The sequence below is a fragment of the Gemella haemolysans genome, from assembly GCF_028308085.1.
Taxonomy (GTDB): Bacteria; Bacillota; Bacilli; order Staphylococcales; family Gemellaceae; genus Gemella; species Gemella haemolysans_D.
Genome location: NZ_JAQMFS010000055.1, coordinates 48,469 through 70,387 on the forward strand (window position 1 = coordinate 48,469; position 21,919 = coordinate 70,387).

The following is a 21,919-nucleotide window of genomic DNA, read 5'->3' on the forward strand; positions in this document are numbered from 1 at the left end:
CATTTGCCTATTTGGCAGCGAGAGACTTACTTTGCTACTCATGTATTGATTAAATAGATTATATTTTATAATATGAAATATAAAACCAGATATTACTTATACATTGAACGAATGAAATCAATGCTAGTTTAGTTTACTGTATTATCGATAAAAAAGTCAATTTATGTGCTTACTTTTATCATTTACTTTAATTATATAATTCTATTTATTGGGAGTGACTCAAAAATCGAAATTCGTAGAAATCGATTTTGTCGAGTCACCCCCGCACAGTTTATTAGATATCTAAAAAGCTTTTATAAAGCGAATTCAGATATCAATAAACCACTGCGTCTATGAATTCTCATATAAACTTTTTTAAATTTTAGGACCTTTTGTCGGCACCTAAAGTATTATTAATTTTCTGATCCCCAAACTTCTTCTACTATTTCTTTGATTAGACCAATTTTTTTCCATTGATCTTCTTCTGTAATCACATTTCCTTCTTCAGTAGAAGCGAAGCCACATTGAGTACTTAAGTAGATATTTTCTAATGGTACATATTCGCTAGCTTCTTTAATTCTTGCGATTACTTCTTCTTTATCTTCTAAATCTGCAAATTTAGATGTAATTAATCCTAAAACAACTTTTTTATCTTTTCCAACTTTTGCTAGTGGCTTGAAATCTCCTGCACGATCTGTATCGTATTCTAAGTAGTACGCATCTACGTTTTCTCCAGCAAGTAACTCGTCTTCAACATTTTGGTATCCACCTTGAGAAATCCATTTAGAAGCGAAGTTACCACGACAAACGTGCGTATTAATCGCTAAATCCTCAGGTTTACCTTCAATTACTTCATTGTTAAGAGCTAGGCAACGTGCTGCATATTCTCTACGAACTTCTTCTAGAGGACGTGCGTCACGAAAACGATTCGCAAATCCATCATCAGCTAATGCTCCCCAAGTACAATCGTCAAATTGTAATACACGTAATCCTTCGTTGTAAAGGTCTGCGATTACTTGTTTATAAGCTGCTACAATAGCATCTTTTAATTCTTCGAATGTTGGATAGAATTTTTCGTATCCTTTGATGTGATCTTCTGTACGAATTAATTCAAAGTATAATTGTGATGGTGATGGAATTGTTAATTTTACAGTTACACCTTCTTTATCAGCTACCAAGTCTCTTAAGAATTTGTAGTGAGCTACAAATGGATGATTTTCCCCACTAATTTTCCCTGATACTTTTGCTGTATCTGGTTTAGTTTCAATTCCTTTAAATGGATATCCTTTTTCTCCTTGAACATGTTCTACACCGTTAAGTCCCCAGAAGAAATCAAGGTGCCAGTATGCACGACGAAACTCCCCATCAGTTACTCCTTTTAATCCATTTGCAATTTGTTTTTCAACTAATTCTGTAATTGTTTTATCTTCTACTTTAGTTAATTCTTCTTGTGAAATTTCTCCTTTTGAGAATTTTTCACGAGCTTCTACTAGCTCTTTAGGTCTTAAAAATGACCCCACGTGATCTACTCTGTATGCTGCTCTTTCTACTACTTTATTTTGACATCCTTGACACATAATATTTTTTCTCCTTTTATCTAACTAATTTATTTTCTCTATCTTCTTAGATTTATTTATCAAGCAACCAAGAAAAGGCTGGATCCTGAAAAATATGACGTTTAGGAACAGTTTGTAAATTCTGATCGCATTCATCTACTGTACCTAATTTCAAAGCATAGACTTCTGGTATATTTTCTTGAACAGTGAAAATTTGACTATGACAGTTCTGGCAGTAATAACGCTGTTTCCCTGGAGAAGAACTATAGGAAACAAGATTTTCTTTTCCATGTAATACTAGCTTTTTACTGCTAACTTTAGCATTAACTGTATAGGCAGACGCAGTTGCTTTCCGACAAATTGAGCAGTGACAAAAAACTAATTCCGATAATTCCTCATCTAGAGTGTAGGTCACTGCTTTACATAAACAAGATCCTTTAAGCATTATGTATGCTCCTTTTTACTACTTTATTTTGACATCCTTGACACATAATATTTTTTCTCCTTTTGTTTAACTGATTTATTTTCTCTTTTTGTTTTATTCTTCTGACTTTATTATTTTGACTTTATTATAAACTTCTAGTAACTTTTCTCTTCAAACTTTTCTTCTTTTCTAATACATATTTTTTCTCATAAACTAAAACTTTTTTATAAAGACCGTACTATTCATCTTCTGGTAGTATCGCTACTACTCTTACTGGTGATCCAGTTGCTTCTGTCCAGTTTGGATAAGCAATTGAAATTAACGCTCCAGTTGCAGGCACTTGATCAAGATTTGCTAAAACTTCGATTTGATAAATATCTTGTTCTAGTAAGTAATACTCTTGAATTAGTCCTTCCGCAGCTGCTGTAACTCCTGAGTCAGTATCTAGAGTTTCATGTCCGACAGCTTTAACTTTTCTTTCTTTAATTAAGAATTCTAATGCATCTCTTCCCCAACCTGGAGTGTGTTGAACATCATTTTCGTCTAGATTTCTAATTTCATCATAGCTAGGCCAACGTTTAGACCAATCACTTCTGAATGCTACGAATGATTCTGGTAATATTTCACCATGCTTAGCTTCAAAATCAAGGATATCTTGTTTAGAAATTACATAGTCATTATTTTCTGCTACTTCTTTACTTTTATCAATTACGTATAAAGGTAATAGTAAATCTTTAAGTTCAATTTCATCTAACCAACGTCCACCTTCTACGAAGTGAATTGGGGCATCAATATGTGTTCCATATTGACCTACTACTGAGAATTTTTGAACATAAAATCCATCTTTTAAAGTAAAGACATTTTCTTTTTCTAGTGCAGGAAGTGCAGGAAACTTAGGTGAATTTTCATCAATCTTGTGGCTTAAGTTCACCCATTTTTTGTTTTTTAAAGTTTTGTAAATATTTAGTAATTCTGACATGTTACTTTCCTCCGAAATTTTATATTATTTTGTAAGTTAAGTATCCTTGTGATTATTTTGAGAAATAAAAAAGTCCTCACAGAAGCTTATGCTTCTGCAAGGACGTCTATAATTTACGTGTTACCACCTTACTTTATGATATTCTCACAAATATCAACTCAAAAAGTACGTATCAATATATATTGATATTATACCCTGAAGCTATAACGGGCTCACCCGTAAAGGCCTAATTATTCGACCATTACCACTCAAAGACCATTTTCAAAGTTTCCAATACGATCTCTTTTCACCAACCGAGACTCTCTTTACCATCTTTCACTCTTACTTATCTTTTCATCGTGTGAATCATTAACTTGATACTAAGTATATCAGTAAATTTTTCATGTGTCAACAGTTTTTTTGAAAAAATTGTGTATTTTCTCTTGAAAACTTTTTGTAATTGTATAAAATTGTCGGAAAATAAAGGATAATTTCTGATTATTTAAAATTTACTATCCCTCTTTATTTAAGCACTCAGTATTGTAAAATATAGATTTCTGATTTCTTAATCATTGAAGTATAAAAGACATAATAATAAATTTTTTAATTAATTATTATGTCTAATTTTTTTATTTATGTTTTTTCTGTAATAATGGGTTTAATACTACCCTGAAAATTGAATCCGCGATTATTATTCCTACTGCAAGTCCCACTGCACCATAAAAACTATTTAAGAAGATTTTAGCAGAGTTTCCATATTCGTCTAATAATAATGTTCTAAATGCATCGTAAATAGTAACCCCTGGTACTACTGGAACCAGTCCAGGTACGAAGTATACTGTTAAAGGATTTTTAAATTTAATCGCACAGATTTGACTTATATTTGCTAGAAGTAGTGAACACACCAAACTCGACATGAATACACTTTGACCATGACTCCACATTTCCCAATATCCACACCAACCTATTGCACCAATTACACCACCTGTAGCTAAAGTTTTCTTCGGAACATCACAAACAATAGCAAATGAAACTGATGATATAAAACTAAAAACGAAGTGATATAGTAATAATAAAGCATGACTTAATACTGCCATCATTATAATGCACCTCCTAACAATCTAACAAGATAATAAACTGTTACAATTCCCGCACCTAGTGCAAAAGCTACACAGAATGTTTCTATAAAACGAATTGTTCCAGAAATAAATTGTTTGGCTATAATATCTCTCATGGAGTTCGTTATTGTAATACCGGGTACAAGTGGTACTACAGCCCCTATCATAGCTAATCTTAAAGACTGACCATTCAACAATGCAAATCCTAAATAACCTGCCACTCCTCCAGCAAAGGTGCTTATATATTCTGAAATGAATGGAGCTTTTAAATACCCTATAACTTTTACATATACATAAAATGCTACTGCTCCAGCTATACTCCCAGGAATTACATCCCAAAAACTTCCCTCGAATATCAATACAATACTTCCGCTAAGAATTCCTGAACAAAGAACTTTAAACCAATTTTTTATCGGACTCTTTTCTTCTTGCACTCTTTTTAGTGCATCATACATATCTAGTAAGCTGATCTGTCCTGATGTATATGCTCTAGATAGTGTATTGACCGCTGTTGTCTTTGTTAAATTATACGTTCTATCATTAACTCTTCTGAAATCAGTCCCCAGCCCTTCTATTCTAATAAAAATACCTGTTAAGGTAACGTGTGTATAATATTCATCCGTTCTAACTTCTCCTACACCTTTTCTAATAATTCTCTCCAGTGTATCCTCTGTTCTATAAACTTCAGCGCCATTTTCCATTAGGATTTTTCCCGCAAGTAAGGCTGTTTTCATTAATAATTTCTCATACATCTCTTTTTCCCAATTAAGATCAGCAAGATAGTCAAAATAAAAAAACTATATATTATTACACAGTTTTAATAAATATCGTTTTTAGGATTATCTGTACTACTTTCTAATCTCCCAACCTTTCTTAAATCGTTACCATGGTTATTATATCATAAATATTGTAATAAAAATATACTTTTTATAATTTTATTCTTCTATTTTTTCATCTTCAATAATTTTTATTTTTTATAATGTTTTTAATTTGTTATTATTCTTTTTCCTTTTAATAAAATCTTTATTTTCTTTAAATAAATTATTTTTTTACGATATCTTCTCATATCGCTTGAATAAAATATTTATAAGTACTACAATAAAATTAAAGAATATTTCATGTAAGGGGGAAATATTATGAAAATTATATTTTTTAAAACTCTACGAGAATAAACATTTTTACACGTCATATATAAAATCAATTATTTACAAATTAGGAGGAGAATTATTATGGGATGTACAACTATTCTTGTAGGAAAAAATGCTAGTTACGACGGTTCAACTATGGTGGCTCGTACTGAGGACTCACCATCAGGAGTGTTTAGATCAAAAAAATTCATAAACGTAAGTCCAGAGGAACAACCTCGTAAATATAAATCTGTTATTTCAAAAGTAGAAATCGAATTACCTAATAATCCGGTACGTTATACTGCAGTACCTAATGCTATATTAGATAATGGTATTTGGGGACAATGTGGTGCTAATGAATACAATGTTTCAATGAGTGCTACTGAAACTATTACATCTAATGAACGTGTTCTTGGAGCTGATCCATTAGTAGAATATAAAGCAGCTATTGGTAAACCAGGAGACGATGATTATGTACCTGAACAAGTAGGTGGTATCGGTGAAGAGGATATTTATACAATAGTAATGCCATATATTGCAACCGCACGTGAAGGTGTTACATTTTTAGGGAAACTATTAGAAAAATATGGTACTTATGAAATGAACGGAATTGCGTTTCAAGATGAAGATGAGATTTGGTGGTTTGAAACTATAGGTGGACATCATTGGATGGCACGTCGCGTTCCTGATGATAGTTATGTAATTATGCCAAACCAACTTGGTATCGATAAATTTGATTTTGAAGATGCTTTTGGAGCGAAAAAAGAATATATGTGTTCTGAAGATTTAAAAGAATTTGTTGATAAATATCACCTAGACTTATCAATCGATGGAAACTTTAATCCACGTCATGCTTTTGGTAGCCGTAGTGATGCCGACCATACATACAATACGCCACGTGCTTGGATACTTCAACGCTATTTCAATCCAACATCTAACTCTTATGATGGTATAAATGCTGACTATCGCCCAGATTCTGATAATTTACCTTGGGCTAGAGTACCAGAGAAAAAAATAACTGTTGAAGATATTAAATATGGATTATCTCACCACTATCAAGGAACTGAATATGATTCATATTCTAAAAACATTAATTCTGTTAAAAAAGGAACTTTACGTCCAATCGGTATAAATCGTACTAACTTCTTAGGATTAGTTCAAATAAGACCATATATGCCTGATGAACTTAAATCTATTCAATGGCTAGCTGTTGGTTCTTGTGTGTTTAATGCAATAGTTCCATTCTACACTAACATTAATCGCACACCTGAATACCTAGCTAATACAACTAACCAAGTAACAACTGAAAACTTCTACTGGACTAATCGCTTAATTGCAGCTCTTTGTGATGCTCATTTTGCTGATACTGCTTCACATATTGAACGTTATCAATTAAAAGTTCAATCACAATCAAGAGAACTTCTTAATAAATATGATGAAGAGTTTGTAGAAACTAAAGTTTCTAAAGAAGCCGCTAAAGATTATCTAGAAAAAGCTAACGATAAAATTGCTAAAGAACTTAAAGTTCAAACAGATGATTTGTTAGATAAAGCGTTATTTACAGCAAGCTGTAATATGAGAAATAAATTCGCAAGATCTGATGCGTAATAATAAACAAGAACCATGTGGTATTTTCCATATGGTTCTTTAATTTTATATTGTTTAGCTGAAAAGCAAGTATTCAGTACGTATTTTGCACGTAAGATATACTTTCCATAGTGTCCTGATTCCACTTTGTCAATTCGCAGTGGTTGTCAGCCAATCACTCATTTCATTCGTTCTCAGTAGAAATATACCTATCATTTCATCGTTTCACTCTTCATTCTTGGTATTTCCTTGTTTAGCTTTCTTCTAACCTTCTTTCGATTCTTCTCAAGAAGCCAAGAATAAACCTATTGGGACAACTGTGCGTATTTTGCACGTAATGATTTTTACGAATCGAAGATTCTAAAAATCTTAACACTGCCTCGCAGTCTTGACTATGAGTTAATCGTTAAATTTCACAAATCCAAAGGATGCAGAGAAATTTTATCGAGTAACTTATGCAACAATAACTCTAATCATCAGAAGCAACGCGACTAAGATGATTAGTAGTTATCACTGCTACTTTTATTCGTCTCTTCGTTCCTCTAAAAGTAAGTCTTCGTTGCATACGTTGTACGTAAGGATACTTCTATTAAGTTTCTTATAATTCCTTTGTCAATTCGCAGTAGACGTACTCCAATCGCCTTCAGCTATCGCTTTGCTTCTTGGTACGTCCTTGCGTACTTTGTACGTAAGATATACTTTCCATAGTGTCCTGATTTCACTTTGTCAATTCGCAGTGGTTGTCAGCCAATCACTCATTTCATTCGTTCTTGGGACAACTGTGCGTATTTTGTACGTAAGGATTTCGTCGTGCCTTTGGCACTAGAAATCTCATTATAATTTACTATATTACAATTGGCAACTTCGCAGTAGACGTACTCCAATCAGCTTCAGCTATCGCCTTGCTTCTTGGTACGTCCTTGCGTACTTTGTACCTAACGTTTTATGCAATTCAAAGAATTGCTAAAACGAAAGGTACAAAGCAAAAAAAGACTACCTTGCCTGGTAATCTTTTAAAGTATAATTAGATTTAATTTTTAAAGGGACAAAAGGGTATCCTAGCAGAAGCTAGGATACGTTAGAGCTAGACGACGTAGCCTTTTCCTACGCATTTCAAGCACTCTTTTGCCAAAAAAATTAGTTTAAATTCTTGTTGTATGTGTTGTTTAGTTGTGTGTGTATGTAGTATGTTATTGTTGTATGAAAAATTTTTATTAAACTAATTCTATAATAGCTGTTTCTGCACCATCACCTTTACGTGGTCCAACACGTAGAATACGAGTGTATCCACCGTTACGGTCTGCATATTTAGGTGCTACTTCTTCAAATAATTTTTTAAGAGCTAATTGACTCTTACCTTCTTCAGTTGCTACTGCAACAGGTTGGATGAATTTAGCTGCATTACGTCTTGCTGCTAGATCACCTTTTTTACCTAATGTAATCATTTTTTCTGCTAATGAACGAACTTCTTTCGCTCTTGTAACAGTTGTTTCAATTCTACCGTGTACTAGTAGAGCAGTTACTAAGTTTCTTAACATCGCTTTACGGTGAGCTGATGTACGTCCTAATTTTCTGTAACCCATTAGTGTGCCTCCTTGTTAGTTTTATTCTTCTTTGAATCCTAGTTCTAACTCTTGAAGTTTAATTTTAACTTCTTCTAGAGATTTACGACCTAAGTTTCTTACTTTAATCATTTCTTGTTCTGTTTTGTTAGCTAATTCTTGTACTGTGTTAATTCCTGCACGTTTTAAGCAGTTGTAACTACGTACTGATAAGTCTAATTCTTCAATTGTCATTTCTAACATTTGAACTTTATTATCTTCTTCTTTAGCTACCAATATTTCAGCAGCTTTTGCTTCTTCAGACATCTCCATAAATAATTCTAAGTGTGAAATTAGAATTTTTGATGCTAATGCTAAAGCGTCGTTAGCTGTAATTGAACCATTAGTAGTAACATCTAAGATTAGTTTATCAAAGTCAGCACTTTGACCTACCCTAGTTTTTTCTACTGTATAGTTAACTTTTGATACTGGTGTATAAATTGAATCGATTGGAATAACTCCGATTGGTAAGTCACGTTTTTTGTTACCATCAGCTGGTACAAATCCACGTCCTTTTCCAACGTAAATAATCATTTCAAACTGTCCACCTTCTGATACTGTTGCAATGTGTTGATCAGTATTTACTACTTCGATATCAGAATCGATAGCGATGTCTGCTGCAGTAACAACTGCTGGACCTTTAACACTGATTGAAACTTGTTTTTCTTCTTCAGAATGAACTACAAACGCAATGTTTTTAACATTCATAATGATTTCAGTAACATCTTCTACAACACCTTTAATTGCTTGGAATTCGTGTTGAACTCCCTCAATATCGATGCTTCTTGCTGCTGCTCCTGGTAATGATGAGATTAACATTCTTCTCAATGAATTACCTAATGTAGTTCCATATCCACGTTCAAGTGGTTCAACTACAAAGCGACCAAATCTTTTATCTGATGATTCTTCAATGATTTGAATTTTTGGTTTTTCTATTGCTAACATTATGTTAAACCTCCTAAATTTTGTCTATGTTATTATTATACACGACGACGTTTAGGTGGGCGACATCCATTGTGAGGAACTGGAGTTACGTCTTTGATTGATGTAACTTCTAATCCAGCAGATTGTAATGCACGAATTGCTGCTTCACGTCCTGCACCTGGACCTTTAACTGTTACATCTACATATTTCATTCCGTGTTCCATAGCTTGTTTAGCTGCTGCTTCACTTGCCATTTGTGCTGCGAATGGAGTAGATTTTCTAGAACCTTTGAATCCTAGCGCTCCTGCACTTGACCATGATACTGCATTACCATGTTCATCTGTAATTGTTACGATTGAGTTGTTGAATGTAGAACGAATGTGTGCAACACCATTTTGTATATTTTTTTTCACACGACGTTTACGTGATTGTTGTTTACGAGCCATAGTTGTGTTTCTCCTCCTATCCTAATTATTTTTTCTTGTTCGCAACTGTTTTCTTAGGACCTTTACGAGTACGAGAGTTGTTCTTAGTATTTTGCCCTCTTACTGGTAGTCCACGACGGTGACGGATTCCTCTGTAACATCCGATTTCCATTAGACGTTTGATGTTTAATGAAACTTCACGACGTAAGTCACCTTCTGTTTTATAGTTATCTACGATTTCACGAATTTTATCTAGTTGTTCACCTGTTAAGTCTTTAACTCTCACATCTTCAGAAACTCCAGCTTCTTTTAAGATTTTTTGAGAAGTTTTTAAACCTATACCATATACATAAGTTAGTGATATAACAACGCGTTTTTCACGTGGAATATCGACTCCTGCTATACGTGCCATTAAGTTTGCACCTCCTAATTAATTATCCTTGTTTTTGTTTATGTTTTGCGTTTTCGCAAATCACTAATACTTTACCACCACGACGAATTACTTTACATTTGTCACAGATTTTTTTTACTGATGGTCTTACTTTCATCGTTATTTCCTCCTTGAGTTTATAACTTACTTGAATCTATAAGTTATTCTACCTTTTGTCAGGTCATACGGACTCATTTCTACTGTAACTTTATCACCTGGTAAAATTCTTATATAATTCATTCTGATTTTTCCAGAAACATGAGCTAAAATAATATGACCATTTTCTAATTCTACTTTAAACATTGCATTCGGCAAGTTTTCTACTACTAAACCTTCTACTTCAATGACATCTTTTGCCATACTTTTCCTCCCTGACTATTTCAGTTTATCTAATATATTTTGTACGTCTTGGAAAACTACTTTGATGTCTTGGTCACCATTAATATTTTCAACTACACCTTCTTTTTGACTATAAAAGTCTAATAACGGTTTTGTTTGTTTAATATTAACTTCTAAGCGATTTCCAACTGTTTCTTCGTTGTCATCACTTCTTTGGTACAGTTCACCACCATCATTATCACAAACACCTTCAACTTTTGGAGGGTTGAAAATCAAGTGATAAGTGTTTCCACATTGTTTACAGATTCTTCTACCTGTTAAACGAGGTAACAGAATAGCTGGATCTACATCGATGTTTAATACTTTATCGATTTTTCTATTAGTTTTTGCTAAAATTTGATCAAGGGCTTCAGCTTGTTCTACTGTTCTTGGAAAACCGTCAAGTAAAAAGCCTTCTTTTGCATCTTCTTGATTCAATCTTTCTTCAACTAATCCTATAGTTACACTGTCAGGAACAAGTTGTCCTTTATCAATATAACTTTTTGCTTCTTTTCCAAGCGGAGTCTCATTTTTAATAGCAGCTCTAAACATATCTCCAGTTGAAATATGTGGAATTGGATAATTCGCTTTAATTTGCTCTGCTTGAGTACCTTTACCCGCTCCTGGTAATCCCATTAAAATAATATTCATCATAATTATTTACCACCTTTTCGTCCTGTAATGAAACTTCTATAGTTCTTCTCTGTTAATTGAGTATTAAGTTGTTTAACTGTCTCTAGCGCTACACTGACAACAATTATTAAACTTGTACCACCAATTTGAACAGATGCTGGTAATTTTGCAATGCTGGTGAATATTGTCGGAAGAACCGAAACAGCTGCTAGGAATATTGAACCTACAAACGTTAGTCTGTATAAAATACCTGTAATGTATTGTTCAGTTTTTTTACCTGGTCTAACCCCTGGAACAAAACTTCCTTGTTTTCTTAAATTATCAGCCATTTTTTCTGGGTTAACTTGCACCATTACATAGAAGTAACAGAACGCAATAATTAATACTACGTATAATGTTAATCCTAGAACATGACTGAAATCGAAATATGATACAATTCTTTGTAACTTTTCGTTATTAGGTGCGAATATCGCAATAGTTCTAGGTAATTGTAAGAATGCGATAGCGAAGATTACTGGGATAACCCCTGCACTATTCACTTTTAGAGGCAAGTAAGTTGATCTTGCTCCTAACATTCTACGACCTGCTCTCGCTTGAGAGTATTGAATAGGAATTTTACGGTTTGCTTCTTGTATATATACTACAGCAGCAACGATACCTATTACAATAATTGCTACAATAACAATTTTTAAAATTGCTAATGTTAAGTTCTCAGCATCTTTAATTTGAGATTCATAAACTTGTATGAATTCCATTGGTAAACGGGCAATAATACCCGCTAAGATAATGATAGATACACCATTACCAACACCATATTGAGATATCTGATCACCAATCCATAGTAATAATGCTGTACCAGCTGTTAATACTACGGCTACTGTAATGAATCCTAGAATTGAAGTATCTTTAATTAATCCTTGATATGCATTATTAAATCCATAAGACATAATAAGCGATTGGATAAATGCTAAGATAATTGCTAAGACTCTTGTTAGTTTTTGCGTTTTTTTATGTCCAACTTCACCTTGTTTAGACCACTCTGTTAATGAAGGAATAACATCCATTTGCATAAGTTGAATTACGATAGATGCTGTAATGTAGGGCATAATACCCATAGCGAATACAGAAAACTGTTGTAAAGCTCCTCCTGCAAATGTGTTAAATATTCCGAATAGTCCAGATGCGTCTTGGTTTTTTAGGACATCTGCATCTACCCCAGGTACCGGTAAATAAGAACCGATACGGAATAATAATATACCAAATAGGGTAAATAAGATTTTGTTACGAGTTTCTTTAACTTTAAATAAATTTAGTGATGCACTAAACATATATTATAGCACCTCGCAAACTCCTCCAGCTGCTTCGATAGCTTCTTTTGCTGAAGATGAGAATTTGTGAGCTTGTACAGTTAATTTTTTCTCTAATTTACCGTTAGCTAATACTTTAACACCTGAAAGTTCTTTTTTAATAACTTTAGTATCTAATAATAGAGCAGGTGATACTACAGTACCATCTTCAAATTTGTTTAAGTCGTTAAGATTTACAACTGCAAATTCTTTTCTATTTACATTGTTAAATCCACGTTTTGGAATACGTCTGAATAATGGGTTTTGTCCACCTTCAAATCCTGGGCGAACTCCACCACCACTACGTGCTTTTTGTCCTTTTTGACCACGTCCTGAAGTTTTACCATTTCCTGATCCAATCCCACGACCTACTCTGTTACGCTCTTTACGAGAACCTTCAACTGGTTGTAATTCATGTAATTTCATTTAGACTAGCACCTCCTTGTATTAATAATTCTTATTTTTCTTCTACTGTTACTAAGTGTGAAACTTTGTTAATCATACCACGAATCGCAGCGTTGTCTTTGTGTTCAACTGTTTGGTGCATTTTTTTAAGACCAAGAGCTTCAACTACTTTTCTTTGATTCTTTGGACGACCAATAGTACTACGAGTTAGGGTTACTTTTAATGTCATGTTCTTTTCCCTCCTCTTATCCTAATAATTCTTCCACAGATTTACCACGTAAAGCTGCTACGTGTTCAACTGTTTGTAATCTTGTTAATCCTTCGATTGTAGCACGAACCATGTTTACTGGTGTGTTTGAACCTAGAGATTTTGATAAGATATTTGAAATACCTGATAATTCTAATACGGCACGAACTGGTCCACCAGCGATAACCCCTGTACCAGGTGCAGCTGGTTTGATTAATACTGAACCTGCTCCAAATTGCCCGATGATTTCGTGAGGTATTGTTCCGTTAACTACTGGTACAGTAATTAAGTTGTGTTTTGCAGCTTCAACTGCTTTTCTGATTGCATCTGGTACCTCTTGAGCTTTACCAGTACCAAATCCTACGCGACCATTTTTGTCACCTACTACTACTAAAGCAGAGAAACGGAAACGACGTCCACCTTTAACAACTTTAGCTACACGACGAATGGCAACTACGCGTTCTTCAAATTCTTTTTTGATTTCTTCTTGACGCATCTACTTATTTCCCTCCTTTATTAGAATACAAGTCCGTTTTCACGTGCTGCTTCAGCTAATGCTTTAACACGTCCGTGATATAGGTATCCTCCACGGTCGAAAACAACTTTTTCAATTCCTTTAGTTTTAGCTACTTCTGCGATTAATTTTCCAACTTCTTTAGCTGCTTCTACACTTGATTTAGAAACATTTTCAAGTTTTAATGAAGAAGCTGATGCTAATGTAACACCTTTAGTGTCATCAATAATTTGTGCGTAAATGTTTGTGTTTGAACGGTATACGTTTAAACGTGGAACTTCTGTAGTTCCTTGAACTTTAACACGTACTCTTGCGTGTCTTTTTTTACGAACTTTATTTTTATCAAGTTTCGTAATCATATTTGAAACACTCCTTTCTGTTATCTATTATTTACCAGTTTTTCCTTCTTTACGGCGAACATATTCACCAACGTAGCGAATACCTTTACCTTTGTAAGGTTCTGGAGGACGTACTGCACGAACTTTAGCTGCGTATTGTCCTACTACTTCTTTGTTAATACCTTCGATACTAACTTTAGTGTTTCCTTCAACACCTAATTTAATTCCATCGATTTCTTCGAATTCAACTGGGTGAGAGTATCCAACACTTAGTACTAATTTTTTACCTTGCATTTGAGCACGGTATCCAACCCCGATTAATTCAAGTTCTTTTTTGAATCCAGTTGATACACCTTCAATCATATTTGCTAAGATAGCACGAGTTGTTCCGTGTACTGTACGGTGACGTTTTGAGTCAGATGGACGTACTACTGTGATTTCACTTCCTTCAATGTTGAAAGTCATTTCTTTATCAAATTGTTGTTTTAATTCACCTTTAGGTCCTTTAACTGTTGCGAAGTTATCAACGATGCTAACTTCAACTCCTGCAGGTACTGTAATAACTTTATTACCTATACGTGACATTTAATTGGCACCTCCTTATAATATTACCAGATGTAAGCTAATACTTCTCCACCTGTGTTATTTTTACGAGCAACTTTATCAGTTACAACTCCAGTTGAAGTTGATACGATTGCTATTCCTAGTCCGTTTAATACTCTTGGCAGTTCATCTGCTTTAGCGTATACACGTAAACCAGGTTTTGAAATTCTTTTAATTCCTTTAATTACTCTTTCACCTTTTGAGTATTTAAGAGTAAGTTTAAGTTTTCCTTGTTTGTTATCTTCGATGTATTCTACATCATTGATGAAACCTTCTTGTTTTAAGATTTCTGCAATTTGCTTTTTAATATTTGACGCAGGTAATTCTAATGTTTCGTGTTTAACCATGTTAGCATTACGAATACGTGTTAGCATATCTGCGATAGGATCTGTCATTGTCATTAGGATAAATCCTCCTTTCTTCTACTAATATATTACCAACTTGCTTTTTTAACTCCAGGAATTTGTCCTTTGTAAGCTAATTCACGGAACTTAATACGGCTGATTCCAAATTTTCCAATGTATCCGTGAGGACGTCCAGTTATGCTACAACGATTGTGTAAACGAGCTGGAGCTGAGTTTTTTGGAAGTTTGCTAAGTCCGATGTAATCACCTTTAGCTTTTAATTCCGCTCTTTTAGCTGCATACTTGTCAACTAATTTTTGGCGTTTTAATTCACGCTCTACCATTGCTTTTTTAGCCATGTGTCTTTTACCTCACCTTTCTTATTTTGCGAATGGCATTCCACATTGTGTTAATAACTCACGAGCTTCTTCATCAGTGTTAGCTGTAGTTACTATAACGATGTCCATACCACGTACTTTACTTACTTTATCGTAATCAATTTCAGGGAAAATTAATTGTTCTTTAACACCTAGTGTGTAGTTACCACGACCATCGAATGCTTTTTTAGAAACACCGTGGAAGTCACGTACACGTGGAAGTGCTACAGTTACTAATTTGTCGAAGAATTCATACATTCTTTCTCCACGTAAAGTAACTTTAGCCCCGATAGGCATACCTTCACGAAGTCTGTAAGTAGCGATTGATTTTTTAGCTCTTGTTACTAATGGTTTTTGACCAGAAATTAAAGCTAATTCTGCTACTGCGTTGTCTAGGGCTTTAGAGTTTTGCACAGCATCACCTACACCCATGTTAATTACGATTTTTTCAATTTTTGGTACTTGCATTACACTGCTGTACTCAAATTTTGTCATTAATTCTTTTGTTATCTCAGATTTAAATTTATCTTCTAAACGAGCCATCTAAAATAGTGCCTCCTTTCTTCAACTATTATTATATTTCTTTTCCTGATTTTACTGCGATACGTACTTTCTTACCATCTTTTGTTTCGAAACGTACTCTTGTCGCTTTTCCAGTTTCAGGATCTTGTAACATTACGTTTGATACGTGAATTGCTGCTTCTTTTTCAACGATTCCACCTTGAGGTGCATCTTGAGAATTTTTAACGTGTTTTTTAATGATGTTAACACCTTCTACAACAACACGATCTTTTTTAGGTTGTGCTTCGATTACTGTACCAACTTTACCTTTGTCTTTACCAGTAATTACTACAACTTTATCACCTTTTTTAATGAACATTTCTTGTTAACCTCCTTCTTTACTGTACTTTTTTTATATTATAATACTTCTGGAGCTAGTGATACGATTTTCATGTAGTTACCGTCTCTTAATTCACGAGCAACTGGTCCGAAAATACGTGTACCACGTGGGCTCTTATCATCACGGATAATTACACAAGCATTTTCATCAAATTTAATATATGAACCGTCGTTACGACGAGCTCCTGTTTTTGTACGAACGATTACGGCTTTAACTACTTCACCTTTTTTAACAACTCCACCTGGTGTTGCTTTTTTAACAGAACATACAATTACGTCACCAATGTTAGCAACTTTACGTCCTGAACCACCTAGAACTTTAATTGTTAAAACTTCTTTTGCTCCTGAGTTATCAGCCACTTTTAAGCGTGTTTCTTGTTGAATCATGCGCTTTTTGCCTCCTTCTTAGGGTTTATCCTAGTTTTATTAGATTATAACTGCTTCTTCTACTACTTCTACTAAACGGAAGTTTTTAGTTGCAGATAATGGACGAGTTTCCATTATTTTAACGATATCATTTAATTTAGCAACATTGTTTTCATCATGTGCTTTGAATTTTTTAGAATATTTTACACGTTTACCGTATAGAGGATGTTTTTTGTAAGTTTCTACTAAAACTGTGATTGTTTTGTCCATTTTATCAGAAACTACTTTTCCAACGTAAACTTTTCTATCATTTCTCTCAGTCATGTTTGCCTCCTATTATTATTTATTCGCTAATTCTCTTTCGCGAATAACAGTTTTCATACGAGCGATTGATTTTCTAACTTGACTAATACGAGCTGTATTTTCTAATTGACCAGTTGCCAATTGGAAGCGTAAGTTGAAAAGCTCTTCTTTTAATTCTTTGATTTTTGCTTCTAACTCTTGTGAAGTTAATTCTCTAATCATTGATTTGAATTCATTTGTTTTCATTATGCTTCACCACCTGTTTCTTCACGTTTTACAAATTTACATTTAACAGGTAACTTGTGAGATGCAAGTCTTAGAGCTTCACGTGCAACTTCTTCACTTACTCCAGCAACTTCGAACATCACTCTACCTGGTTTAACGATTGCAACCCATCCTTCTACTGCACCTTTACCAGATCCCATACGTACTTCTAATGGTTTTTTAGTGTAAGGCATGTGAGGGAAGATCTTAATCCAAACTTTACCACCACGTTTCATATAACGAGTCATCGCTATACGAGCAGCTTCTATTTGACGAGAAGTAACTCTTGCTGCAGTAGTCGCTTGTAATCCATATTCACCGAAATCTACTACGTTTCCGCCTTTAGATTTACCTTTTGTTGATTGTCTGTGTTGACGACGATATTTAACACGTTTAGGCATTAACATAAATTAGTTACCTCCTTTTTCAGATTTTCTAGTTGGTAATACTTCACCACGGTTAATCCAAACTTTAACTCCAAGTTTACCATAAGTTGTATCTGCTTCTTCGTGAGCGTAATCGATGTCTGCTCTTAATGTGTGTAGTGGCACTGAACCTTCTGAGTAGTGTTCTGCACGAGCGATATCTGCTCCACCAAGACGTCCTGATACTTGAGTTTTGATTCCTTTAGCTCCTGCTCTCATAGCTCTTTGGATAGCTTGTTTTTGAGCACGACGGAATGATACACGAGCTTCTAATTGACGAGCAATGTTTTCAGCTACTAATTTAGCGTCGATATCAACTTTTTTGATTTCAACTACATTAATGTGTACTCTTTTTCCAGTTAATTTGTTTAATTCTAATCTTAATTTATCGATTTCAGAACCACCTTTACCGATAACCATACCTGGTTTACCAGTGTGTACTGAAATGTTTACTTTCTTATCAAATCTTTCAATTTCTACTTTAGAAACTGAAGCGTCTTTTAATTGTTTACTGATGAACTCACGGATTTTGAAATCTTCGTGTAAGTTAGCAGCGAAATCTTTTTCCGCATACCATTTTGAATCCCAATCACGAATAACTCCAACACGTAAGCCTATTGGATGTACTTTTTGACCCACAGTTTGTAGCCTCCTTTAACTAGTTTAGCTTTTATAATTTCTTAATTTTTATTATTTGTTATCACTTAAAACGATAGTGATGTGACTTGTTCTTTTGTTGATTGAACTTGCAGCACCTTTTGCTCTTGGACGGAATCTTTTAAGAGTTGGTCCTTCATTTGCAAATGCTTGTGATACTACTAAGTCTTCTACATTCATTCCATAGTTGTGTTCAGCGTTAGCAGCAGCTGATTTAATAACTTTAGCTACTGGTAAAGAAGCTGATTTAGTTGTGAATTCTAAAATTCCTAATGCTTCGCCCACTTTTTTTCCACGTACTAAGTCTAATACTAGTCTTACTTTACGAGGAGCGATGCGGACTGTCTTAGCGATTGCTTTTGACTCCATGAATGTGCCTCCTTGATTTTACTAATTTCTAAATTATCTTCTTGTTTTTCTGTCGTCTGCAGCGTGACCTTTGTAAGTTCTTGTTGGTGCAAACTCACCTAATTTGTGTCCTACCATATCTTCAGTCACATATACAGGTACATGTTTTCTTCCGTCATATACTGCAAAAGTAAGTCCTATGAATGTTGGGAAGATTGTTGAACGACGAGACCAAGTTTTAATTACTTGTTTCTTTTCTTGTTCGTTCATTTTTTCAACTTTTGCTAATAAGTGGTGATCAGCGAATGGTCCTTTTTTTAAACTACGAGCCATTGTGTTATCTCCTTTCCGATACTTTGCATACTTAAGGGTGTGGTAAAGAGCTCTTGCTCCTCACCAACTAACCTTTGATTAATTTTATTATTTAGTTCTAGCACGTACGATAAATTTGTTTGAACGAGCTTTTTTAGAACGAGTTTTCTTACCAAGAGTAGGTTTACCCCATGGTGACATAGGTGATTTACGTCCGATTGAAGTACGTCCTTCACCACCACCGTGTGGGTGATCGTTCGGGTTCATAACAGATCCACGTACAGTTGGTCTTTTACCTAACCAACGAGTTCTACCGGCTTTACCGATATTTACTAGTCCGTGTTGTTCGTTACCAACTTCACCGATTGTAGCACGGCAAGTTGCTAAGATCATTCTTACTTCTCCTGATTTAAGACGTACTAATACGTATTTACCTTCTTTACCAAGTACTTGAGCACTTGCTCCAGCAGAACGTACTAATTGTCCACCTTTACCAGGTTTAAGTTCGATGTTGTGAATTAATGTCCCTACAGGGATGTTTGCTAGTGGTAATGCATTACCAACTTTAATATCAGCAGTTTCACCAGATACTAAGATTTGTCCTACTTTAAGTTCTTTAGGAGCGATGATGTATCTTTTTTCTCCATCTACATAGTGTAATAGAGCGATGTTCGCTGAACGGTTTGGATCGTACTCGATAGTAGCAACTTTTGCTGGTACGTTGTCTTTATTTCTCTTGAAGTCAATAATACGGTATTGTTTTTTGTGTCCTCCACCGTTGTGACGAACAGTAATTTTACCTTGGTTATTTCTTCCCGCTTTTTTCGGTAGCGGCGCTAATAATGACTTTTCTGGTTTGTTAGTTGTAATTTCTGCAAAATCTAATGATGTCATGTTACGACGACCGTTAGTTATAGCTTTATATACCTTAATTGCCATTTGTCATTTTTCCTCCTTAGTGGTATTTGTTATTCTTAAGCGAATAATCCTTCGATTGTTTGTCCTTCTGCTAACTTAACGATAGCTTTTCTACGTTTGTTAGTGTAACCACCGTATCTTCCAACACGACGGAATTTTGGTTTGTAGTTCATTACGTTTACTTTCTCAACTTTAACTCCGAAGATTTCTTCGATAGCTTGTTTAATTTGAGTTTTGTGAGCGCGTGTGTCTACTAGGAAAGTGTATTTATTTTCTTGCATTAATAAATAACTTTTTTCAGTTAGTACTGGGCGTTTGATAATATCGCGTGCTTCCATTATGCTAATACCTCCCCAACTTTTTCTACTGCATCTTTAGTGAATACAACTTTGTTGCTTCCTAAGATGTCTAATACGTTAAGACCAGTTGTTTCAACGAATTCAACTCCTGGAATATTTCTTCCTGATAAAACAGTATTTTCTTCTAGTTCAGTAACTACGAATAATACTTTTTTCTCTAGGCTAAGGTTTGATAACATTTCTTTAAAGTTTTTAGTTTTAATTGTATCAAATGATAAGCTTTCTAATGCAAATACTTCGTTAGCTGCTACTTTTGAAGATAAAGCAGAACGTAATGCTAAACGACGCATTTTACGAGGCATTTTGAAGCTGTAGCTACGTGGTGTAGGTCCGAATACAATTCCACCTCCACGCCATTGTGGTGAACGGATAGATCCTTGACGAGCACGACCTGTTCCTTTTTGACGCCATGGTTTGCGACCACCACCTGAAACTTCAGAACGTCCTTTTGTTTTGTGTGTACCTTGACGAAGTGATGCTCTTTGTAATGTTACAGCTTGGAATAAAACGTGTTGATTTGGTTCAATCCCGAATACTGCTTCACTAGCTTCAACTGCACCAACTTTAGTACCGTCTTGTTTAAATAAATCTAATTGTGGCATTATCTATTTTCCTCCTTCCGTATATTTTCCGATTATTTACCAGATTTAACTGCTGATTGGATTTTTACGAAGCTTTTCTTAGATCCTGGAATACATCCTTTAACTAGGATTAATCCATTTTCTACATCTACGCTTACGATTTCTAAGTTTTGAGTAGTAACTGTAACTCCACCCATTTGACCTGGTAATGCTTTACCTTTGAATACACGGTTAGGTGCTACAGGTCCCATTGACCCAGGACGACGGTGGTAACGAGAACCGTGAGCCATTGGTCCGCGGCTTTGTCCATGACGCTTGATTGCCCCTTGGAATCCTTTACCTTTACTTACTCCTGTTACGTCAACTAAGTCCCCTGCTGCAAAAATATCAACTTGGACTTCTTGACCTACTTCATAATTAGCAACTTCTGCATCTCTGATTTCGCGTACGAAACGTTTTGGAGCAGTGTTAGCTTTATCTGCGTGACCTTGTTCAGGTTTGTTCGCAACTTTTACTAAACGATCTTTACGTTCTTTATCGTAAGGACGTTTATCGTCGAATCCTAATTGGATTGCGTTGTATCCTTCAACTTCTTCTGTTTTCTTTTGTAATACGACGTTACCTTTCGCTTCAACTACTGTTACTGGGATTAATTCTCCATTTTCAGCGAAGATTTGAGTCATACCTACTTTTCTTCCTAAGATACCTTTGGTCATCGAAAGTCACCTCCTATAATTATAATTTTAATTCGATGTCAACACCTGATGGTAAGTTTAAGCTGATTAAAGCGTCAACTGTTTTTTGTGTTGGTTCAATAATATCGATTAGGCGTTTGTGTGTACGTTGTTCGAATTGTTCACGGCTGTCTTTGTAAATGTGAACTGAACGTAAGATTGTATAAACTGCTTTTTCTGTTGGTAATGGAATTGGTCCAGAAACTTTTGCTCCAGAACGTTTTGCAGTTCCAACAATTTTCTCTGCACTTTGATCTACTAATCTGTGATCATATCCTTTAAGACGAATACGAATTTTTTGTTTTGCCATCATTTCTCCTCCTATACATTTATTCGCTGCTATCTAGTAGCAACTTCTCCACGAAAGTTCTCCAGCACGCCATGCCATGGCAAAGCGGCCGGGCGTGTCAGTAACCTTTCGCTTCAACGCAAGTCTTT

The 21,919-nt window shown here is 34.7% G+C and carries 35 protein-coding genes and 1 other annotated feature; of the genes, 1 reads left to right on the forward strand and 34 read right to left on the reverse strand.

The genetic code is table 11. From position 1 onward, the window contains the following. Window positions 1-392: 392 nt before the first annotated feature. The 5 genes from PNO30_RS03945 to PNO30_RS03965 all read right to left on the reverse strand — a co-directional run bounded on the left by PNO30_RS03945 (window position 393) and on the right by PNO30_RS03965 (window position 4,787). On the reverse strand, window positions 393-1,556 hold the full coding sequence (locus PNO30_RS03945; protein WP_271987243.1) for a 5-methyltetrahydropteroyltriglutamate--homocysteine S-methyltransferase: 1,164 nt from the start codon (window positions 1,554-1,556) through the stop codon (window positions 393-395). A 52-nt stretch (window positions 1,557-1,608) separates the two neighbouring features. Next, window positions 1,609-1,980: a GFA family protein gene (locus tag PNO30_RS03950; RefSeq protein ID WP_271987244.1), complete on the reverse strand. Its 372-nt coding sequence runs from the start codon at window positions 1,978-1,980 to the stop codon at window positions 1,609-1,611. Between the two features lie 217 nt (window positions 1,981-2,197). Next, a complete protein-coding gene (locus PNO30_RS03955; protein WP_271987245.1) occupies window positions 2,198-2,938 on the reverse strand; it encodes a cyclase family protein in 741 nt (246 codons plus the stop codon). Window positions 2,939-3,033: 95 nt separating this feature from the next. Beyond that, window positions 3,034-3,284 (reverse strand) — a binding site (T-box leader). 262 nt (window positions 3,285-3,546) lie between these two features. Further along, window positions 3,547-4,017: a threonine/serine exporter family protein gene (locus PNO30_RS03960; protein WP_271987246.1), complete on the reverse strand. Its 471-nt coding sequence runs from the start codon at window positions 4,015-4,017 to the stop codon at window positions 3,547-3,549. Next, window positions 4,017-4,787 (reverse strand): threonine/serine exporter family protein, encoded by a 771-nt coding sequence (locus PNO30_RS03965; RefSeq protein WP_003147646.1) that lies wholly within the window; start codon window positions 4,785-4,787, stop codon window positions 4,017-4,019. The genes PNO30_RS03960 and PNO30_RS03965 overlap by 1 nt, the downstream gene beginning before the upstream one ends. 477 nt (window positions 4,788-5,264) lie before the next feature. On the opposite strand from PNO30_RS03965, the gene PNO30_RS03970 reads away from it, so the two are divergent. Continuing rightward, entirely contained in the window at window positions 5,265-6,770 is a 1,506-nt protein-coding gene (locus PNO30_RS03970) for a C69 family dipeptidase (RefSeq protein WP_271987247.1), read from the forward strand. A gap of 1,193 nt (window positions 6,771-7,963) precedes the next feature. On the opposite strand, the gene rplQ is transcribed toward PNO30_RS03970, so the two are convergent. The 29 genes from rplQ to rpsJ form a co-directional block, all read right to left on the reverse strand. Next, window positions 7,964-8,332 (reverse strand): 50S ribosomal protein L17, encoded by a 369-nt coding sequence (rplQ, locus tag PNO30_RS03975; RefSeq protein WP_003144119.1) that lies wholly within the window; start codon window positions 8,330-8,332, stop codon window positions 7,964-7,966. Window positions 8,333-8,353: 21 nt separating this feature from the next. After that, on the reverse strand, window positions 8,354-9,295 hold the full coding sequence (locus PNO30_RS03980; protein WP_271987248.1) for a DNA-directed RNA polymerase subunit alpha: 942 nt from the start codon (window positions 9,293-9,295) through the stop codon (window positions 8,354-8,356). Window positions 9,296-9,330: 35 nt separating this feature from the next. Further along, window positions 9,331-9,720 carry a 30S ribosomal protein S11 gene (gene rpsK, locus PNO30_RS03985; protein WP_003144405.1) on the reverse strand — a complete coding sequence of 130 codons (390 nt, stop codon included), beginning with the start codon at window positions 9,718-9,720 and terminating at the stop codon, window positions 9,331-9,333. A 25-nt stretch (window positions 9,721-9,745) separates the two neighbouring features. Continuing rightward, entirely contained in the window at window positions 9,746-10,111 is a 366-nt protein-coding gene (gene rpsM, locus PNO30_RS03990; protein WP_003147638.1) for a 30S ribosomal protein S13, read from the reverse strand. A 22-nt stretch (window positions 10,112-10,133) separates the two neighbouring features. Continuing rightward, complete coding sequence (gene rpmJ, locus PNO30_RS03995) at window positions 10,134-10,247, reverse strand: 50S ribosomal protein L36 (protein ID WP_003144208.1); 114 nt, start codon at window positions 10,245-10,247, stop codon at window positions 10,134-10,136. 26 nt (window positions 10,248-10,273) lie between these two features. Further along, window positions 10,274-10,489 (reverse strand): translation initiation factor IF-1, encoded by a 216-nt coding sequence (gene infA, locus PNO30_RS04000; protein WP_003144387.1) that lies wholly within the window; start codon window positions 10,487-10,489, stop codon window positions 10,274-10,276. 15 nt (window positions 10,490-10,504) lie between these two features. Beyond that, window positions 10,505-11,158: an adenylate kinase gene (locus PNO30_RS04005; protein WP_271987297.1), complete on the reverse strand. Its 654-nt coding sequence runs from the start codon at window positions 11,156-11,158 to the stop codon at window positions 10,505-10,507. Window positions 11,159-11,163: 5 nt separating this feature from the next. Continuing rightward, window positions 11,164-12,468 carry a preprotein translocase subunit SecY gene (gene secY, locus PNO30_RS04010; RefSeq protein WP_271987249.1) on the reverse strand — a complete coding sequence of 435 codons (1,305 nt, stop codon included), beginning with the start codon at window positions 12,466-12,468 and terminating at the stop codon, window positions 11,164-11,166. 3 nt (window positions 12,469-12,471) lie between these two features. Then, window positions 12,472-12,912, reverse strand: coding sequence for a 50S ribosomal protein L15 (gene rplO, locus PNO30_RS04015; protein ID WP_271987250.1), 441 nt, complete (start codon window positions 12,910-12,912; stop codon window positions 12,472-12,474). A gap of 31 nt (window positions 12,913-12,943) precedes the next feature. After that, window positions 12,944-13,120, reverse strand: coding sequence for a 50S ribosomal protein L30 (rpmD, locus tag PNO30_RS04020; RefSeq protein ID WP_003144406.1), 177 nt, complete (start codon window positions 13,118-13,120; stop codon window positions 12,944-12,946). Window positions 13,121-13,136: 16 nt separating this feature from the next. Beyond that, window positions 13,137-13,634, reverse strand: a complete 498-nt coding sequence (rpsE, locus tag PNO30_RS04025) for a 30S ribosomal protein S5 (protein WP_003144191.1) — start codon at window positions 13,632-13,634, stop codon at window positions 13,137-13,139. Between the two features lie 20 nt (window positions 13,635-13,654). Next, the gene (gene rplR / locus PNO30_RS04030; protein ID WP_003147634.1) at window positions 13,655-14,011 is read right to left on the reverse strand and encodes a 50S ribosomal protein L18; all 357 of its coding nucleotides are present in this window, start codon (window positions 14,009-14,011) and stop codon (window positions 13,655-13,657) included. 27 nt (window positions 14,012-14,038) lie between these two features. Further along, window positions 14,039-14,575 (reverse strand): 50S ribosomal protein L6, encoded by a 537-nt coding sequence (rplF, locus tag PNO30_RS04035; RefSeq protein ID WP_271987251.1) that lies wholly within the window; start codon window positions 14,573-14,575, stop codon window positions 14,039-14,041. A gap of 23 nt (window positions 14,576-14,598) precedes the next feature. After that, a complete protein-coding gene (gene rpsH / locus PNO30_RS04040) occupies window positions 14,599-14,994 on the reverse strand; it encodes a 30S ribosomal protein S8 (protein WP_204641669.1) in 396 nt (131 codons plus the stop codon). A gap of 32 nt (window positions 14,995-15,026) precedes the next feature. Then, window positions 15,027-15,296 carry a 30S ribosomal protein S14 gene (rpsN, locus tag PNO30_RS04045; protein ID WP_003144337.1) on the reverse strand — a complete coding sequence of 90 codons (270 nt, stop codon included), beginning with the start codon at window positions 15,294-15,296 and terminating at the stop codon, window positions 15,027-15,029. A 21-nt stretch (window positions 15,297-15,317) separates the two neighbouring features. Beyond that, on the reverse strand, window positions 15,318-15,857 hold the full coding sequence (gene rplE, locus PNO30_RS04050; protein ID WP_003144426.1) for a 50S ribosomal protein L5: 540 nt from the start codon (window positions 15,855-15,857) through the stop codon (window positions 15,318-15,320). A gap of 31 nt (window positions 15,858-15,888) precedes the next feature. Further along, window positions 15,889-16,194, reverse strand: a complete 306-nt coding sequence (gene rplX / locus PNO30_RS04055; protein ID WP_003144415.1) for a 50S ribosomal protein L24 — start codon at window positions 16,192-16,194, stop codon at window positions 15,889-15,891. A gap of 38 nt (window positions 16,195-16,232) precedes the next feature. Then, entirely contained in the window at window positions 16,233-16,601 is a 369-nt protein-coding gene (rplN, locus tag PNO30_RS04060) for a 50S ribosomal protein L14 (RefSeq protein ID WP_003144098.1), read from the reverse strand. Window positions 16,602-16,640: 39 nt separating this feature from the next. Next, the gene (gene rpsQ / locus PNO30_RS04065; RefSeq protein ID WP_003144356.1) at window positions 16,641-16,904 is read right to left on the reverse strand and encodes a 30S ribosomal protein S17; all 264 of its coding nucleotides are present in this window, start codon (window positions 16,902-16,904) and stop codon (window positions 16,641-16,643) included. A gap of 15 nt (window positions 16,905-16,919) precedes the next feature. Then, the gene (gene rpmC, locus PNO30_RS04070; protein ID WP_003147630.1) at window positions 16,920-17,129 is read right to left on the reverse strand and encodes a 50S ribosomal protein L29; all 210 of its coding nucleotides are present in this window, start codon (window positions 17,127-17,129) and stop codon (window positions 16,920-16,922) included. Then, window positions 17,129-17,554 carry a 50S ribosomal protein L16 gene (rplP, locus tag PNO30_RS04075; RefSeq protein ID WP_003147629.1) on the reverse strand — a complete coding sequence of 142 codons (426 nt, stop codon included), beginning with the start codon at window positions 17,552-17,554 and terminating at the stop codon, window positions 17,129-17,131. Before rplP ends, rpmC begins: the two co-directional genes overlap by 1 nt. 3 nt (window positions 17,555-17,557) lie before the next feature. Next, window positions 17,558-18,211: a 30S ribosomal protein S3 gene (gene rpsC / locus PNO30_RS04080; RefSeq protein WP_003144348.1), complete on the reverse strand. Its 654-nt coding sequence runs from the start codon at window positions 18,209-18,211 to the stop codon at window positions 17,558-17,560. Window positions 18,212-18,262: 51 nt separating this feature from the next. Beyond that, on the reverse strand, window positions 18,263-18,598 hold the full coding sequence (gene rplV, locus PNO30_RS04085) for a 50S ribosomal protein L22 (protein ID WP_003144105.1): 336 nt from the start codon (window positions 18,596-18,598) through the stop codon (window positions 18,263-18,265). A 33-nt stretch (window positions 18,599-18,631) separates the two neighbouring features. After that, complete coding sequence (rpsS, locus tag PNO30_RS04090; protein ID WP_003147627.1) at window positions 18,632-18,910, reverse strand: 30S ribosomal protein S19; 279 nt, start codon at window positions 18,908-18,910, stop codon at window positions 18,632-18,634. Window positions 18,911-18,997: 87 nt separating this feature from the next. Beyond that, entirely contained in the window at window positions 18,998-19,828 is an 831-nt protein-coding gene (gene rplB, locus PNO30_RS04095) for a 50S ribosomal protein L2 (RefSeq protein WP_271987252.1), read from the reverse strand. 35 nt (window positions 19,829-19,863) lie between these two features. Continuing rightward, on the reverse strand, window positions 19,864-20,145 hold the full coding sequence (gene rplW / locus PNO30_RS04100; RefSeq protein ID WP_003144216.1) for a 50S ribosomal protein L23: 282 nt from the start codon (window positions 20,143-20,145) through the stop codon (window positions 19,864-19,866). Next, window positions 20,145-20,768 carry a 50S ribosomal protein L4 gene (gene rplD / locus PNO30_RS04105; protein WP_003147625.1) on the reverse strand — a complete coding sequence of 208 codons (624 nt, stop codon included), beginning with the start codon at window positions 20,766-20,768 and terminating at the stop codon, window positions 20,145-20,147. The genes rplW and rplD overlap by 1 nt, the downstream gene beginning before the upstream one ends. A 32-nt stretch (window positions 20,769-20,800) precedes the next feature. Continuing rightward, window positions 20,801-21,463 (reverse strand): 50S ribosomal protein L3, encoded by a 663-nt coding sequence (gene rplC / locus PNO30_RS04110; RefSeq protein WP_003144195.1) that lies wholly within the window; start codon window positions 21,461-21,463, stop codon window positions 20,801-20,803. A gap of 19 nt (window positions 21,464-21,482) precedes the next feature. Further along, window positions 21,483-21,791, reverse strand: coding sequence for a 30S ribosomal protein S10 (rpsJ, locus tag PNO30_RS04115; RefSeq protein ID WP_271987253.1), 309 nt, complete (start codon window positions 21,789-21,791; stop codon window positions 21,483-21,485). Between the last annotated feature and the right edge of the window lie 128 nt (window positions 21,792-21,919).

Excerpts from the sequence above, each read along its gene's own strand:
- PNO30_RS04005 (WP_271987297.1), bottom strand. The coding sequence starts at position 11,158 with ATGAATATTATTTTAATGGGATTACCAGGAGCGGGTAAAGGTACTCAA.
- rpsN (WP_003144337.1), bottom strand. The coding sequence starts at position 15,296 with ATGGCTAAAAAAGCAATGGTAGAGCGTGAATTAAAACGCCAAAAATTA.
- rplV (WP_003144105.1), bottom strand. The coding sequence starts at position 18,598 with ATGGAGTCAAAAGCAATCGCTAAGACAGTCCGCATCGCTCCTCGTAAA.
- PNO30_RS03970 (WP_271987247.1), top strand. The coding sequence starts at position 5,265 with ATGGGATGTACAACTATTCTTGTAGGAAAAAATGCTAGTTACGACGGT.
- rplX (WP_003144415.1), bottom strand. The coding sequence starts at position 16,194 with ATGTTCATTAAAAAAGGTGATAAAGTTGTAGTAATTACTGGTAAAGAC.
- rplE (WP_003144426.1), bottom strand. The coding sequence starts at position 15,857 with ATGGCTCGTTTAGAAGATAAATTTAAATCTGAGATAACAAAAGAATTA.
- rplF (WP_271987251.1), bottom strand. The coding sequence starts at position 14,575 with ATGTCACGTATAGGTAATAAAGTTATTACAGTACCTGCAGGAGTTGAA.
- rplB (WP_271987252.1), bottom strand. The coding sequence starts at position 19,828 with ATGGCAATTAAGGTATATAAAGCTATAACTAACGGTCGTCGTAACATG.
- rplP (WP_003147629.1), bottom strand. The coding sequence starts at position 17,554 with ATGTTAATGCCTAAACGTGTTAAATATCGTCGTCAACACAGACAATCA.
- rpmD (WP_003144406.1), bottom strand. The coding sequence starts at position 13,120 with ATGACATTAAAAGTAACCCTAACTCGTAGTACTATTGGTCGTCCAAAG.
- rpmC (WP_003147630.1), bottom strand. The coding sequence starts at position 17,129 with ATGAAAACAAATGAATTCAAATCAATGATTAGAGAATTAACTTCACAA.
- secY (WP_271987249.1), bottom strand. The coding sequence starts at position 12,468 with ATGTTTAGTGCATCACTAAATTTATTTAAAGTTAAAGAAACTCGTAAC.
- PNO30_RS03965 (WP_003147646.1), bottom strand. The coding sequence starts at position 4,787 with ATGTATGAGAAATTATTAATGAAAACAGCCTTACTTGCGGGAAAAATC.
- rplD (WP_003147625.1), bottom strand. The coding sequence starts at position 20,768 with ATGCCACAATTAGATTTATTTAAACAAGACGGTACTAAAGTTGGTGCA.
- rplC (WP_003144195.1), bottom strand. The coding sequence starts at position 21,463 with ATGACCAAAGGTATCTTAGGAAGAAAAGTAGGTATGACTCAAATCTTC.
- rpsE (WP_003144191.1), bottom strand. The coding sequence starts at position 13,634 with ATGCGTCAAGAAGAAATCAAAAAAGAATTTGAAGAACGCGTAGTTGCC.
- rpmJ (WP_003144208.1), bottom strand. The coding sequence starts at position 10,247 with ATGAAAGTAAGACCATCAGTAAAAAAAATCTGTGACAAATGTAAAGTA.
- rplW (WP_003144216.1), bottom strand. The coding sequence starts at position 20,145 with ATGGAAGCACGCGATATTATCAAACGCCCAGTACTAACTGAAAAAAGT.
- rplR (WP_003147634.1), bottom strand. The coding sequence starts at position 14,011 with ATGATTACGAAACTTGATAAAAATAAAGTTCGTAAAAAAAGACACGCA.
- rpsQ (WP_003144356.1), bottom strand. The coding sequence starts at position 16,904 with ATGACTGAGAGAAATGATAGAAAAGTTTACGTTGGAAAAGTAGTTTCT.
- rpsJ (WP_271987253.1), bottom strand. The coding sequence starts at position 21,791 with ATGGCAAAACAAAAAATTCGTATTCGTCTTAAAGGATATGATCACAGA.
- rpsK (WP_003144405.1), bottom strand. The coding sequence starts at position 9,720 with ATGGCTCGTAAACAACAATCACGTAAACGTCGTGTGAAAAAAAATATA.
- rplO (WP_271987250.1), bottom strand. The coding sequence starts at position 12,912 with ATGAAATTACATGAATTACAACCAGTTGAAGGTTCTCGTAAAGAGCGT.
- PNO30_RS03960 (WP_271987246.1), bottom strand. The coding sequence starts at position 4,017 with ATGATGGCAGTATTAAGTCATGCTTTATTATTACTATATCACTTCGTT.
- rpsH (WP_204641669.1), bottom strand. The coding sequence starts at position 14,994 with ATGACAATGACAGATCCTATCGCAGATATGCTAACACGTATTCGTAAT.
- PNO30_RS03955 (WP_271987245.1), bottom strand. The coding sequence starts at position 2,938 with ATGTCAGAATTACTAAATATTTACAAAACTTTAAAAAACAAAAAATGG.
- rpsS (WP_003147627.1), bottom strand. The coding sequence starts at position 18,910 with ATGGCTCGTAGTTTAAAAAAAGGACCATTCGCTGATCACCACTTATTA.
- PNO30_RS03950 (WP_271987244.1), bottom strand. The coding sequence starts at position 1,980 with ATGCTTAAAGGATCTTGTTTATGTAAAGCAGTGACCTACACTCTAGAT.
- rpsM (WP_003147638.1), bottom strand. The coding sequence starts at position 10,111 with ATGGCACGTATAGCAGGAGTCGATATTCCACGTGAAAAACGCGTTGTT.
- infA (WP_003144387.1), bottom strand. The coding sequence starts at position 10,489 with ATGGCAAAAGATGTCATTGAAGTAGAAGGTTTAGTAGTAGAAAACTTG.
- PNO30_RS03945 (WP_271987243.1), bottom strand. The coding sequence starts at position 1,556 with ATGTGTCAAGGATGTCAAAATAAAGTAGTAGAAAGAGCAGCATACAGA.
- rplQ (WP_003144119.1), bottom strand. The coding sequence starts at position 8,332 with ATGGGTTACAGAAAATTAGGACGTACATCAGCTCACCGTAAAGCGATG.
- rplN (WP_003144098.1), bottom strand. The coding sequence starts at position 16,601 with ATGATTCAACAAGAAACACGCTTAAAAGTGGCTGATAACTCAGGAGCA.
- PNO30_RS03980 (WP_271987248.1), bottom strand. The coding sequence starts at position 9,295 with ATGTTAGCAATAGAAAAACCAAAAATTCAAATCATTGAAGAATCATCA.